Source organism: Gaoshiqia sp. US2 (assembly GCF_059705485.1).
Map to the genome: position 1 here is coordinate 3,437,095 of NZ_AP048550.1, position 13,631 is coordinate 3,450,725.

The 13,631-nt window shown below is 42.1% G+C and carries 11 protein-coding genes; 9 read left to right on the forward strand and 2 right to left on the reverse strand.

The annotated features are described in order from the left end of the window. Positions 1 to 579 precede the first annotated feature (579 nt). The 9 genes from AC6H3C_RS13845 to AC6H3C_RS13885 all read left to right on the forward strand — a co-directional run bounded on the left by AC6H3C_RS13845 (position 580) and on the right by AC6H3C_RS13885 (position 9,321). Positions 580 to 996: a helix-turn-helix domain-containing protein gene (locus tag AC6H3C_RS13845; protein ID WP_497515991.1), complete on the forward strand. Its 417-nt coding sequence runs from the start codon at positions 580 to 582 to the stop codon at positions 994 to 996. 36 nt (positions 997 to 1,032) lie between these two features. After that, the gene (locus AC6H3C_RS13850) at positions 1,033 to 1,812 is read left to right on the forward strand and encodes a dihydroorotate dehydrogenase electron transfer subunit (protein WP_497515992.1); all 780 of its coding nucleotides are present in this window, start codon (positions 1,033 to 1,035) and stop codon (positions 1,810 to 1,812) included. Continuing rightward, positions 1,800 to 2,711, forward strand: a complete 912-nt coding sequence (locus tag AC6H3C_RS13855; RefSeq protein WP_497515993.1) for a dihydroorotate dehydrogenase — start codon at positions 1,800 to 1,802, stop codon at positions 2,709 to 2,711. The genes AC6H3C_RS13850 and AC6H3C_RS13855 overlap by 13 nt, the downstream gene beginning before the upstream one ends. 137 nt (positions 2,712 to 2,848) lie before the next feature. Beyond that, positions 2,849 to 4,036, forward strand: a complete 1,188-nt coding sequence (locus AC6H3C_RS13860; protein WP_497515994.1) for a serine hydrolase domain-containing protein — start codon at positions 2,849 to 2,851, stop codon at positions 4,034 to 4,036. Positions 4,037 to 4,117: 81 nt separating this feature from the next. Then, on the forward strand, positions 4,118 to 4,573 hold the full coding sequence (locus tag AC6H3C_RS13865) for a hypothetical protein (protein WP_497515995.1): 456 nt from the start codon (positions 4,118 to 4,120) through the stop codon (positions 4,571 to 4,573). A gap of 183 nt (positions 4,574 to 4,756) precedes the next feature. Then, the gene (locus AC6H3C_RS13870) at positions 4,757 to 6,061 is read left to right on the forward strand and encodes a dihydrolipoamide acetyltransferase family protein (RefSeq protein WP_497515996.1); all 1,305 of its coding nucleotides are present in this window, start codon (positions 4,757 to 4,759) and stop codon (positions 6,059 to 6,061) included. Positions 6,062 to 6,068: 7 nt separating this feature from the next. Next, the gene (locus tag AC6H3C_RS13875) at positions 6,069 to 8,114 is read left to right on the forward strand and encodes an alpha-ketoacid dehydrogenase subunit alpha/beta (protein ID WP_497515997.1); all 2,046 of its coding nucleotides are present in this window, start codon (positions 6,069 to 6,071) and stop codon (positions 8,112 to 8,114) included. A 44-nt stretch (positions 8,115 to 8,158) separates the two neighbouring features. Next, positions 8,159 to 8,665 carry a flavodoxin gene (locus tag AC6H3C_RS13880; RefSeq protein ID WP_497515998.1) on the forward strand — a complete coding sequence of 169 codons (507 nt, stop codon included), beginning with the start codon at positions 8,159 to 8,161 and terminating at the stop codon, positions 8,663 to 8,665. Positions 8,666 to 8,850: 185 nt separating this feature from the next. Beyond that, positions 8,851 to 9,321 carry a methylglyoxal synthase gene (locus AC6H3C_RS13885; protein ID WP_497515999.1) on the forward strand — a complete coding sequence of 157 codons (471 nt, stop codon included), beginning with the start codon at positions 8,851 to 8,853 and terminating at the stop codon, positions 9,319 to 9,321. A 373-nt stretch (positions 9,322 to 9,694) separates the two neighbouring features. Here AC6H3C_RS13885 and AC6H3C_RS13890 read toward each other — a convergent pair whose 3' ends face one another. Further along, positions 9,695 to 10,882: a tetratricopeptide repeat protein gene (locus AC6H3C_RS13890; RefSeq protein ID WP_497516000.1), complete on the reverse strand. Its 1,188-nt coding sequence runs from the start codon at positions 10,880 to 10,882 to the stop codon at positions 9,695 to 9,697. 79 nt (positions 10,883 to 10,961) lie between these two features. Further along, on the reverse strand, positions 10,962 to 13,457 hold the full coding sequence (gyrA, locus tag AC6H3C_RS13895) for a DNA gyrase subunit A (RefSeq protein ID WP_497516001.1): 2,496 nt from the start codon (positions 13,455 to 13,457) through the stop codon (positions 10,962 to 10,964). Positions 13,458 to 13,631: the final 174 nt, after the last annotated feature.

A 13,631-nucleotide genomic window follows, 5' to 3' on the forward strand; every position in this document is an offset into this window, starting at 1 on the left:
AGCAAGATGAATCAGTTTACCGAAATAAGCTAGTCCGGGTTAATGATACAACACGACTGTTATGCTATTTCAGAAAAATGCAAGAATGAAGCAGACTGATCGCTTAGGCAAGCAACGAATATTTACAAAAGTAAACATTTGTGGTGTTTTGTCAATCAAAAACGAATTTCATTTCAGAACAATCAAAAATAAATAGTCGGGTAGGGAAGGTGTACTATTTACACTAATAAATTGCCATTACTAGTATAAAATCACACACAATATTTTATATAAAGTATTTAAAATCAATGATTTATTCATAATATATAAAGCATAGGTTCGGGTTTTAATTTCAAATATTGGCAATTCAACTGAATGTGAAATAAAATAAGATTATATATACCTTTTATTCAGATTAATAAATGATTTATATGATCTAAATCTTTAAATATATTTAATCCTGTGAGGACTAAGTGTGATCCGATCTGATTACAAATGTAATCAGAAGCAATTTACAGATGTATTTTGAAGTTTAAATTTCATTCTTTACTTTTGTGAATACTTGGATTGAATTTCATGAACAACCGGATTAAACAGTTTATGGACCAAAAAGGACTGACTCCGTCGGAGTTGGCAGACACGATTGGTGTACAGCGGTCAAATATTACTCATGTTCTTCATGGGCGGAATAAGCCCAGCTTTCAGTTTATCGCCAAATTGCTTGAAAGTTTTCCCGAAATTGATGCAAAATGGCTGATCATGGGCGAAGGCAACATGGTAAACATTCCCGAATCACAAACAAAAATCCATTTTCACGAAAAAGAACCGCTAAAAACAGAGCCAATTCCGATTGAGAATCCACAACCATCGGTAAAGACAGAAAACGCTCCTGTCAGGCCCAAAACCACCCGAGACGACGGGGTAGCCACCGGGCTTTCCCCGAATAATAAGGAAATAGAGCGGATTGTTGTATTTTATACTGACCAAACTTTTAAGCAATACACGCCTTCAAACTAATTTTTCTTCTATATTTGTCCGCAAAATATGTTTGGAATGAAAAAAACCATTCAGGAACTATTACTTCTTGAAAACACACAATTAAATCACGATAATTTTCGTTTGGTACTGCAAGCAGAATCCCCGTTGCCGGAGATTTTTCCGGGGCAATTTGTAAATGTCGAGATTAAAAAAGCGACTGAAATATTCCTTCGGAGGCCATTTTCGGTATTGGATGTGGATTATGAGAAAAGGACCTTTTCGTTACTGGTAAAAATATTAGGCCGGGGCTCTAAAGTGCTGACCACTTATCAGGCAGGTGATAAAATAAGTGTAATACTCCCCTTGGGAAGAGGATTTTCGCAGCCTGATCCTTCAGATAAAATATTGCTGATTGGAGGGGGAAGCGGAGTTGCCCCGATGCTGTTTTTATCAAAAGTATGCGGTTTGAAGCCCGAAAACGTCCATATATTGCTGGGGGCCCGAAGCAAGGCTGATCATATTGATGTCAGCAGTTATCGGAAAAACGGGAACTTTTATTTCACGAGCGAAGATGGCAGCCTGGGCGAAAAAGGTTTTGTGACGGACCATTCAGTATACAAGAATGAACTAGGTACGTTCAGTAAAATTTACACATGTGGACCTGACGCGATGATGAAAGCTGTTGCAAAAGATGCTGCCAAAGCCAGGGCGTTTTGTGAAGTTTCGCTTGAGAATATGATGGCTTGCGGATTTGGGGTTTGTCTTTGTTGTGTGGAAAAAACAACTTCAGGAAACAAATGTGTATGCACAGACGGCCCCGTATTTAATATTAATGAACTGACATGGCAGATTTAACTGTAAAAATAAATGACCTGATCTTCAGGAATCCGGTATTAACGGCATCAGGAACCTGTGGATTTGGTGAGGAAATTTCGGATTTTATGGACCTGACCGGGCTCGGCGGCGTTGTGATGAAAGGTACAACCCTTAAACACCGGGAAGGTAACGATTATCCCAGGATGGCCGAAACCCCGTCGGGTATGCTGAATGCAGTCGGATTACAGAATAAAGGGGTCGATAACTTTATTAAAAACATCTATCCCGGGATTAAAGATATAAACACCAATTTTATCATTAATGTAAATGGCTCAACCATAGAAGAATATGTTGAGTTAACGGAACGAATAAATGAATTGGATAAAATTCCGGCGATTGAGCTGAATATCAGCTGTCCGAATGTAAAAGAGGGAGGGATGGCTTTTGGAGTAAGTTGCCCTTCGGCAGCAGCCGTAGTTAAGGCTGTTCGGGCAGTGTACAATAAGCCTCTGATCGTGAAGTTGTCGCCAAATGTTACAGATATTGCCGAAATAGCCCGGGTCGTTGAAGACCAGGGGGCCGACAGTGTGTCGCTGGTGAATACTTTTCTCGGTATGGCTGTTGATGCTGAAAAGCGGAAGCCGGTGCTTTCGACAGTAACCGGCGGACTTTCAGGACCGGCAATTAAACCGATTGCGCTTCGGATGGTCTGGCAGGTTCATCAGGCAGTTAAAATCCCGGTTATAGGGATGGGCGGTATCATGAATGCGACTGATGCCATTGAGTTTATCCTGGCCGGCGCTTCAGCCGTGCAGGTAGGAACGGCGATTTTTATTGATCCGACGATTCCTCTTCAGATTGTGGGAGGAATTAATGCTTATCTTGACAGGCATCACATGAAGTCAGTCAATGAATTAATTGGTAGTTTACAAATGTGAATCATGTAATTTGAGATTGTATTTTGCGATATTTAGTAATTTTAATAATCGTTATTGTATTTGTTTTATCCTTCGGAACCCGGGGATATCAAACAGAAAAACTGATCCCTCCTTATTATCAGTTGGAATTGCAGGGGTTGAACAATCGGATCAGCAACGAAATTTCTGACTTCGATCACGCACCTTATATTCAGGACCAGTTGGAACGGTTTATGGTGCAATGGGGATTGAAAGGCGTTTCAATTGCCGTCGTAAAAGACGAGCAGTTGGTTTATGCCCAGGGATTTGGAAGGGCCGATGATAACGGGACGCAGGTACAGCCGGGACATCTTTTCAGGTTGGCCAGTGTTTCCAAACTGATTACGGCTGTTGCCATTATGAAACTGGTGGAAGAAAAAAAATTATCGCTCGATGATTGTGTTTTTGGTCCGGATGGCATTCTGAAGAACCCGATTCTTGATCAGGTTCGGGATAAAAAGTTATACCGGATCACGGTCAGACATTTACTGGCGCACTCCGGCGGCTGGACTCAACGGTATGGCGACCCGGCCTTTAATCTGCTGAATATTGCAGAAAAATTAGGAGATACTCCTCCAGCCTCCATTGAAACCCTGTACCGGTATATTTCAGGACGCTGGCTGTCATTTGCGCCGGGAAGCCAAGTCGCTTATTCAAACATTGGCTACATGTTTTTAGGGGAAGTGATCAGCAAAGTAGCCGGAAAACCTTATGAAACCTACATACAGGACGACGTTTTGCTGCCTCACGGCATCATGGATATGCATGTTGGGAACAGTTACCGAAAGTATAAATTACCCAACGAGGTTCAATATTACGAACAGGACGGAAGCGAGATGATCCCCGAATTTAATGGTTCCGGAATGCTGGTTGCCAAATCGAACGGAGGCAATCCAATTGAAATGTTAGGCGCCGCGGGCGGTTGGATTAGCTCGGCTGCAGAATTGGCCAGATTTATTACCCTGATCGACGGTCAGTCTTTTGTGACAGATATGCTGACAGAAAAATCAATTCTCGAAATGACCGACAATACCTATGCGAAGGGCCCGTTGGGATGGAAAACCACATTGGGTAACGGGAATTGGTGGAGAACGGGCAGTATGGCCGGAACTTCTGCCATGTTAAAAAAACAAGCAGACGGGATTACCTGGGTCTTTCTTGCAAATTCAAGCAGTTGGAAAGGATCCATGCTTCCCGCAGAAATAGACCGGTTGATGCATAAAATAACCACTTTGGTCAAAGAATGGCCCGAGCGCGATTTATTTAATTATTACCCGATCCATTCACTGCCTCTGGCCTATAAATAGAAGGAGGTTTTAAGCATTTTTAACTTTTTTACATAGTTTCTCAACCGGATATTCTCTACTTTTAAAGCAAAAATCTGTCGTATGAAACTTTCCTTGATGCTTTGTTTTGTTTTTGTTACGGTTGTTTTTGCATCGGCCCAGGAGCAATATGTCTTTGAAAGTTCCCCGATTACCATTCCAAAAATTGAACAATGCCCGGAAGATAATTACCTGAGTGAAAATGTACGTATGAAGCTCGAACAGTTCAACCTGATTTATACCCGGAAAGTTGAACGCGGTTCACCGCAATACATGGCCGCCACCGAAATCATCAAGCCTGATCTTTATTATTCAATCCAGAAACTGACCCGGTATTTTTGTAAATGCATGAAAAAAGGTACGATCGGGAAAGCAAGTGCAGAGTCTGAACTGGCTTCAATTCTGGACAAATGTTTTCAAATCGTTTCCCAGGATACGACTCCATTGGAGGCTGAACTTCGGGCCACAAACAATCCGGAGGAAATGATCCATGTTTTTGCCAAAATCACTATCAGGTAGGTAGTTACAACACTTCTATTATCTGTCGGTTTTCCGCAGATAGCCGCTTTTTTCAGATTATCCCGTTTTAACATTCAACATTCTGTTGCAAACACCCGTATACCTTGAACTTTTCAGGTTCTGGCTTGTTCTATGAGGTGAAAATTTATTTTTGATATATTGTTAAATAAAATAAAGTGGAACATGTCTGAATTTAAGATTCAAATGCCCAAGATGGGCGAAAGCGTTCAGGAAGCAACCATTACAAAGTGGTTTGTCAAAGAAGGCGATAAAGTAGAAGAAGATGATATTCTTTTTGAAATTGCCACCGAAAAGGTTGATTCTGAAATTCCATCTCCGGTTGAAGGAGTTATTGCGAAAATTTTGTTTGAAGTTGACGCTGTCGTTCCGGTAGGCGAAATAGTCGCCTATATTAAAACTGACGAAGAAGACGACAACGGAGACGTAACGGAAACTGATTCAAAATCAGAAAAAACAGAGGCAGAACCATTAAAAGTACAACAGACAACTCCGGCTGCTGCAGACAGTCCTGAAGTCTTTAAAAGCGCTACACGTTTTTATTCACCGCTTGTCCGGTCAATTGCTAAAGAAGAAAACATTTCGTTGGCAGAACTGGAGAAAATTGAAGGAAGCGGTGTTCAGGGAAGGGTTCAGAAAAAAGATATTCTGACTTACATCGAAGAACGATCGCAACCTGCAACAGTTAAAAAATCAGAAATAAGTACTGCTACCGAAGCTCCAAAATCTGCATCACCCAAGGTTTCTGTATCCATCGGTGCCGATGATCAGGTTATTGAAATGGACCGTGTCCGCAAACTGATTGCCGAGCACATGGTGAATTCGGTGCAGACTGCTCCTCATGTTACGTCTGTTGTTGAAGCTGATGTGACGAATCTGGTTCTGTGGAGAAAGAAAGCGAAAGATGAATTCCAAAAAAAATACAACCAAAATCTGACTTTCATGCCGGTATTTACCGAGGCCGTAGCGATGGCCTTGCGCGAGTTTCCCCTGGTGAATTCTTCCGTTGACGGAGATAAAATTATTCTCCGAAGCAAGGTGAACATTGGGATTGCTGTGGCGAAACCCGACGGTAACCTGATTGTTCCTGTCATCAGAGATGCCGATCAGAAAAACCTTGCCGGATTAACCAGCTCGTTAAATGACCTGGCTAACCGGGCCAGAATCAACAAATTATCGCCCGATGAAATCACGGGCGGAACCTTTAGCATTACCAATTTTGGATCTTTCAGAAACATCATTGGAACACCCATCATCAACCAGCCCCAAGTAGCCATTCTGGCTACCGGGAGTATCGAGAAAAAACCTGCTGTCATGGAAACACCAACCGGTGATGCCATCGTGGTCCGTCACAAAATGTTCCTGTCATTGTCATACGATCACCGGATTGTTGACGGAGCCCTGGGCGGAGCTTTTCTGAGACGAATTGCAGACATTCTCGAAGAATTTGATATAAACCGAAAAATTTAATTTGATCATGAGTAGTGTATATCCCAAGATTTATACGATAAAGAACGTAGATAAAGAAACTCTTTCAGAATGGTACAAGACCCTGGTCGTTGGACGAAAACTCGATGAAAGGGCTCCAAATTACCTGAAACAGGCCATTGGCTGGTCGTATCATGCCCCATATGCCGGACACGACGGGATTCAGTTTGCCATTGGTCAGCATTTCGACCGGAATACAGATCACTTGTTCCCTTATTACCGCGATATGATGACCTGTTTCTCGGCCGGTTTAACAGCCGAAGAGATCATTCTGAATGGCATTTCAAAAGCCACTGATGTGGCCGGAGGCGGGCGTCATATGTCAAACCATTTTGCCAAGCCGGAATGGAACATTCACAACGTATCATCGTGCACCGGAAACCACGATTTGCATGCAGTCGGTGTTGCGAGGGCGATGAAATATTACGAACAGAAAGGCGTTTCAATTACCTCACACGGCGAATCGTCTACATCCGAAGGTTATGTGTATGAGGCAATTAATGGTGCATCGCTCGAAAAGTTGCCTGTTATCTTTGTCCTCCAGGATAACGGATACGGTATTTCTGTACCGAAACACATGCAAACGGCCAACAGGAAAACCGCCAACAATTTCAGCGGTTTTAAGAATCTGCGCATTATCCACTGCAACGGGAAAGATGTTTTCGATTCGATGAATGCCATGGCCGAAGCAAAAAAACATGTGCTGGAAGCCGGCGAACCGGTCATCTTGCAAGCCAATTGTGTCCGAATCGAATCGCATTCAAATTCAGACCGGCACGAATTGTATCGGAATGAAACTGAACGAAACTATGTGCGTGAGTACGATCCACTGGCTAAATTCAGACGATTATTGCTGAAATACAGCCGTTTAACCGAAGCCGAGTTGGTTGAAATTGAGGAACAGGCGACCCTGGTCGTCAAAGATGCACACAAAAAAGCGATGAAAGCGCCGGATCCTGATCCGGCTAGTATATTCGATTATGTGATGCCGGAGGCATACAAGGCAGAAAAATATCCGGATGGTACCCATCAGCATGAGGGGGAAAAACTCAAATTAGTTGAAGCCATTAACAAAACGCTGAAGCAAGAATTCCGCCATAACCCGGATACCTTTATTTGGGGACAAGACATTGCCAATAAAGAGAAAGGCGGCGCTTTCAATGTAACGAAAGGAATGCAGCAGGAATTTGGCGAAAAACGCGTATTTAGCGCGCCAATTGCAGAAGATTTCATTGTGGGTACGGCCAACGGAATGAGCCGCTTTAATGATAAGATCCGGATCGTTATCGAAGGAGCAGAGTTTGCCGATTATTTTTGGCCGGCCATGGAGCAATATGTCGAGTCAAGCCACGATTACTGGCGGTCGAACGGACAATTTGTGCCCAACGTAACAATTCGTCTGGCTTCAGGCGGTTACATCGGCGGCGGCCTGTACCACTCTCAAAACATCGAAGGCGCCTTGGCTACCATTCCCGGAGTACGTATCGTTTATCCAACTTTTGCCGACGATGCTGCCGGCTTGTTGCGCACCGCGATGCGATCAAGAGGAATGACCGTATTTATGGAACCCAAAGCGTTGTATAACGCGATACAGGCTGCAACCCCTGTTCCGGACGATTTTGAAGTGCCGTTTGGGAAAGCCAGGATTCGGAGGGAAGGCAAAGATATCACACTGATCACCTATGGTAATACATTGATATACAGTTTGGAAGCGGCAAATAAGCTGGCAGATGAAGGAATTGATATCGAAGTGATTGACCTGAGGTCTTTAGTTCCGCTGGATAAGGAAGCGATCCTCAAATCGGTTAAGAAAACCAATAAGGCAATGGTTGTACACGAAGATAAAGTATTTGCCGGATTCGGGTCTGAAATTACCTCCATCATTATGGAAGAGGCGTTTGAATACCTTGACGCGCCCGTAAAACGGATTGGATCAACCTATACGCCTGTGGGTTTTAACCAGATTCTGGAAAAAGCAATTTTACCTGATACCGATAAAATTATGGTTGCTGCAAAAGAATTACTGGCATATTAAACAGAGCTAAATTCCATCTGGCATAAATAAAAAAACAAAATCAAATGAAGAAAATAGGAATATTTTATAGCTTCAATTCCAATAAAACGGCCAAGGTTGGTGAAAAAATTATCGAGGCATTTGGCAAAGCTGACATCGAAGCTGTAAATGCAGAAGAAGTAAATGAAGAAAACTTCACAAAATATGATAACATCATTGTAGGCATACCAACCTGGTTCGACGGTGAACTGCCCAATTACTGGGATGAATTTGTCCCGGCCCTCGAAGATATCGATTTAAAAGGGAAAAGGGTCGCTATTTATGGTCTGGGAGATCAAAAAGGCTATCCGGAAAACTTCAATGACGGTGTTGGCATATTTGCCGGTTTGGTCGAATCATCAGGCGGCGAACTTGTTGGCTTTACTTCTCGTGATGGCTATACCTATGAAAGTTCCAGGGCTGAAAGAGGGAACCAGTTTTGTGGTTTGTGCATCGATCAGGAGAACCAGGCTCGATTGACAAAAGGCCGGATTGAAAAGTGGGTAGAAGAATTGAAAAAAGTCTTTTATTAACATCATCACAAAACAATAAAACAATAGAAAGCATGGGCCATTCGCTCGTGCTTTTTTGTGTTATGAAATCATTTTATCTGGAAATACGCCGATAGACAAAGATTGGATTGAACCTCGGAAGCCGTATCTTTACAGGAACATGTGGATTGGAATTTCACTCACGCATAGAAAAATCAGACAGAAAAATGAAAAAGAAAAAAACCATAGCCCTCGTGGCACATGACAACCGGAAAAAGGATTTAATTGAATGGGTATCCTACAACTGGAAAGAATTTTTACCTCACAGCCTGATATGTACGGGCACTACCGGTAAACTGATTCAGGATACTTTGATGCAAAAGTGCAGGGAAAATGATGTTATTCCGCCGGAAGTGTTGCGGTTAAAATCAGGACCGCTTGGAGGAGACCAGCAGCTGGGGGCGTTAATTTGTGAAGGTAAGGTTGATATGCTGATCTTTTTCTGGGACCCGATGCAACCACAGCCACATGATGTAGATGTAAAAGCGCTGTTGCGAATTTCGGTTTTATACAATATTCCTACTGCATCAAACCGGTCAACAGCCGACTTTATCATCTCTTCCAAGCTTTTTCATCAGGAGTATACACCCATCGTAAAAGATTATTCTTCGTACATAAAACGGGATATCGATGCCTGATTCGTCAGGATTCGGAGAGAATAGATTGTCGTAATCTAATAATGTAAATCAATAATTGCCTGTGAAATCACAAATACACGCCAATATCTCAATAATTTACAAATGTAACTTCTGTTTATTATGAAGCTGTCCTCAGCGACGAACCTGGAAAAATGAAAATTGGGTTTCCGGCCCATCAGATTTGCGGGCAAGGAAAGTCAATAAAAGCAGAATTGGATTTAAAGACAGAAAAGCGGTATTGATCTGATGTTGAGCATTAATCCTGTCTATTCGTGTAAATTAATTTCTAACCAGTTTGTCTTATAGTTGATATTATGTTATTTTTATGAATATAAAAAAGAGGGAAAAACTCCCTCTTCTGTATTATTTTTTATTATTTCAAATCTTCCAGTTTCTTATTTACCTCTTCAAATTTATCCATCATCTTTAAGCGGTAATACAATGTTTTCAATGATTCGAGCGAATAAGTATCTTCCGGATTTACTTCTGAGGCTTTTTCCATGTATGGAATCGCTTTCATAAATTCTGCATCTGCTTTGTTTTTTTCTGCTTCGTATTTATCCGGCTGATTACTTGGTACGGCATTTGCCACATCGACTTGTTTCACGCCTTTATTGTAATAGATTGCTCCCAGGTTGTAATAGGCATCGAAATAATCGGGTTTTAATTCAATGGCTTTTTCATAAGCGCCCATTGCTTTTTCTGTCTCGCCTATTTTATCATAAAGTGAACCTTTGGCAAAGTAAAATGAAGCATTTCCCGGATCCTGTTCAATAGCCAGTTCCAGATATTTCATCGCTTCATCAACTTTATTAGCATTCAAATAGATATTGATCATCAGAACCAAAATCGAGCTGTTCTCCGGATATTTTTCAAATCCTTCCTGCAAAGTCAGTAATGCGCTGGCGGTATCCTGCTTGCTTGTATAGCTTGAAGCAATCAGTTCATAAGTACGGGCGCCATTATATTCGTATTTGGCAGCTTCCTTGTAATATTTAATCGCTTCATCATATTTCTCTGCATTGTAGGCAGCCAGTCCGGCATTGAAAATAATCACGGTATCGATTACGGCCTCTTTCCCGGCTTCGGTCATCAGCGGTTGTTGCTGAATTTCAAGAATGTATTTGAACGATTCCAGGGCCAACTCATAATTATTGGCATTAAATGCATTGACAGCCTGGTCAGTAAAATCGGAAATCAAGAATGTCAATCCGATTTTCACTCCATTTCCGCCATTATTTTTTGGATCAAGCTCAATTGCTTTTTTAAACGATTCCCAGGCAGTTTTCAAGGGATCTTTTGCCAGTTTTTTGATGTTTGCATCTTTCGACTGATAGATAGCGCGATAAATTTCGCCGCGAACTTCCCATGTTTTTGACCATGAGATTGATTTTTCTGCTTTGGCATTTTCAGGATCAATAGCTTCATTAATTGCTTCGAGAGCTTTGTCGAGTTTTTGCGAATCTTTTAAAGTCTGTGCAGTAGTCACTTTTCCTTTTTGGGCGAAAGCTCCTGCAGCAGCAATTAAAAAGGCAAATAATACAATTGTTTTCTTCATCATCACAGTTAATTTAAGATATTTTTTTATTTTACAAATTTAGATTTTTTTTACATCCGGTTCAATTCTTATCAAACGCTTTTTATTCATTTTCAGGTTGATCAAATTCCGGAGCTGTTTCTTCGTCTTTCCGGTCTTCTTCCGATTCGACCCGGGCAACTGAAGCGATTGAATTCTCTCCTTTCAGATTAATCAGCCTGACTCCCTGAGTGGCCCGTCCCATGACCCGCAAATCGGAAATCGGTAAACGTATGGTTATTCCGTTAGCCGTGATAATCATCAGATCGTTGTTATCGGCGACACTGGTAATTGCGATCAGGCTACCGGTCTTTTCTGTTATATTGATCGTTTTCACTCCTTTTCCTCCCCTGTTGGTGATTCGGTAGTCTCCGATGCTTGACCGTTTTCCATATCCTTTTTCTGATACGACAAGCACGTCTTCCGATTCATTTTCAACAGATATCATGCCAACAACTTCATCTTGCTCATTTCCAAGGGTAATTCCCCTAACTCCCGAGGCTGTTCTTCCGATTGCCCGGACGATATTCTCGTGGAAACGAATTGCCTTGCCGGTTTTCACTGCGAGCATGATTTCGTGATTACCGTTGGTTAATAAGGCTTCGAGTAACTGGTCTCCTTCCCTGATGGTAATGGCATTAATACCATTCTGCCGTGGTCGGGAATAAGCTTCCAGTGAGGTTTTCTTAATGATCCCTCGTTTTGTGCAAAGAATGATGAAGTTATTGTTGATATAGTCCCGGTCATCCAGCCGCTTAACATTAATGTATGCCAATACTTTATCGTCCTGTTCAATATTCAGTAAGTTTTGAATGGCGCGGCCTTTTGATGTTTTTGTGCCTTCCGGAATCTCGTAAACTTTCAGCCAGAAGCATCTGCCCTTTTCGGTAAACAACAACAAGGTGTTGTGCATCGATGCAATAAACATATGCTCCAGGAAATCTTCATCACGTGTCGTGCTGCCTTTAGAGCCGACCCCTCCCCTTCCCTGAGTTCTGAAATCGACAAGAGGTGTCCGTTTGATGTAACCCAGGTGCGAGATGGTAATAACCATTTCTTCGTCTGCATAGAAATCTTCCGGGTTGAATTCTTCGGCATTCGGAACGATTTCAGTTCTACGACCGTCCGAATATTGTTTTTTCAACTCCGCGAGTTCATCTTTAATGATTTGCATCCGCAGTTCTTCGTTGGCCAGAATCTCTTTACATCGTTCAATGAATTTCTGTATTTCTTCGTATTCCTGATGCAGTTTGTCCTGCTCCAGTCCGGTTAACTGCCGCAGTCGCATTTCAACAATTGCGCGCGACTGGATTTCAGTCAGGGCAAAACGTTCCATTAATCGTTCCCTGGCCTCGTCAGGCGTTTTTGAACTACGAATGATGGCAATGACTTCATCAATATTGTCGCTGGCAATAATCAGACCTTCCAAAATATGAGCGCGCTTTTCTGCTTGTTCCAGTTCATATTGGGTGCGCCTTACCACTACTTCATGACGATGATCGACAAAGTAGCGAATCAGGTCTTTCAGGTTTAGCATTCTTGGACGTCCTTTTACCAGGGCAATATTATTTACACTGAAGGACGTCTGGAGTTGGGTGTATTTGTATAATTTATTCAGAACGACATTTGAAATCTCGTCTTTTTTAATATCCACGACGATACGCATCCCTTCGCGGTCTGATTCATCGTTGATATTCGAGATCCCTTCAATCTTCTTTTCATTCACCAGCTCTGCGATTCTCATGATCAGCTCGGCCTTATTGACCATGTACGGGATTTCGGTAATAATAATCCGTTCGCGGCCGTGTCCGTGGGTTTCAATATGGGATTTTCCCCTGATTACGATTCTTCCACGCCCGGTTTCGTACGATTCTTCTACCCCTTTGTACCCGTAAATGATACCGCCGGTAGGAAAGTCAGGAGCTTTAATAATGGGTATTAAATCCTTGATCTCGATCTGTTTATTATCAATGTAGGCCGTAATGGCATCAATCGTGTCAGTCAGGTTATGCGGCGGCATATTGGTTGCCATACCAACAGCAATACCCGAAGCGCCGTTTATCAGCAAATTTGGTATTCGGGTTGGTAAAACGGTCGGTTCACTCAGAGATTCGTCAAAGTTTGGTTGAAAATCGACCGTATTTTTGTCGAGGTCGCTCAGTGTTTCTTCGGCGATTTTTGACATTCTGGCTTCTGTATAACGCATAGCTGCCGGACTGTCACCATCAATTGATCCAAAGTTACCTTGTCCGTCAACTAATGTATAACGAAGCGACCAGTCCTGCGCCATGCGCACCATCGTCATGTAAACCGATGAATCACCATGCGGGTGATACTTACCAAGGACTTCACCCACAATCCTTGCAGATTTTTTATATGGTCTGTTTGATAAGATTCCAAGCTCATTCATCCCGAATAAAACCCGCCGGTGTACTGGTTTCAGACCATCCCGGACATCCGGTAAGGCCCTCGAAACAATAACCGACATCGAATAATCGATGTAGGCGGATTTCATTTGTTCTTCAATATTGATTTTTATAATTCTTTCTTCATCAGCCATTTAATCCTCCTTTTCAAGGTTGTTTAATGTTGTACAAATTTGACTTACAAAAATAAAAAAATACTAATAAAACCGGACCTTTTCATATCATTTAAATAACTGTTTTACCATTAAAGTTTCAACAAGTTAATGTTCAAAAAATCAATCTATTGAATCTGTGGCTTATAAAATTAT

Excerpts from the sequence above, each read along its gene's own strand:
- AC6H3C_RS13845 (WP_497515991.1), top strand. The coding sequence starts at position 580 with ATGGACCAAAAAGGACTGACTCCGTCGGAGTTGGCAGACACGATTGGT.
- AC6H3C_RS13850 (WP_497515992.1), top strand. The coding sequence starts at position 1,033 with ATGAAAAAAACCATTCAGGAACTATTACTTCTTGAAAACACACAATTA.
- AC6H3C_RS13855 (WP_497515993.1), top strand. The coding sequence starts at position 1,800 with ATGGCAGATTTAACTGTAAAAATAAATGACCTGATCTTCAGGAATCCG.
- AC6H3C_RS13865 (WP_497515995.1), top strand. The coding sequence starts at position 4,118 with ATGAAACTTTCCTTGATGCTTTGTTTTGTTTTTGTTACGGTTGTTTTT.
- AC6H3C_RS13870 (WP_497515996.1), top strand. The coding sequence starts at position 4,757 with ATGTCTGAATTTAAGATTCAAATGCCCAAGATGGGCGAAAGCGTTCAG.
- AC6H3C_RS13875 (WP_497515997.1), top strand. The coding sequence starts at position 6,069 with ATGAGTAGTGTATATCCCAAGATTTATACGATAAAGAACGTAGATAAA.
- AC6H3C_RS13880 (WP_497515998.1), top strand. The coding sequence starts at position 8,159 with ATGAAGAAAATAGGAATATTTTATAGCTTCAATTCCAATAAAACGGCC.
- AC6H3C_RS13885 (WP_497515999.1), top strand. The coding sequence starts at position 8,851 with ATGAAAAAGAAAAAAACCATAGCCCTCGTGGCACATGACAACCGGAAA.
- AC6H3C_RS13890 (WP_497516000.1), bottom strand. The coding sequence starts at position 10,882 with ATGATGAAGAAAACAATTGTATTATTTGCCTTTTTAATTGCTGCTGCA.
- gyrA (WP_497516001.1), bottom strand. The coding sequence starts at position 13,457 with ATGGCTGATGAAGAAAGAATTATAAAAATCAATATTGAAGAACAAATG.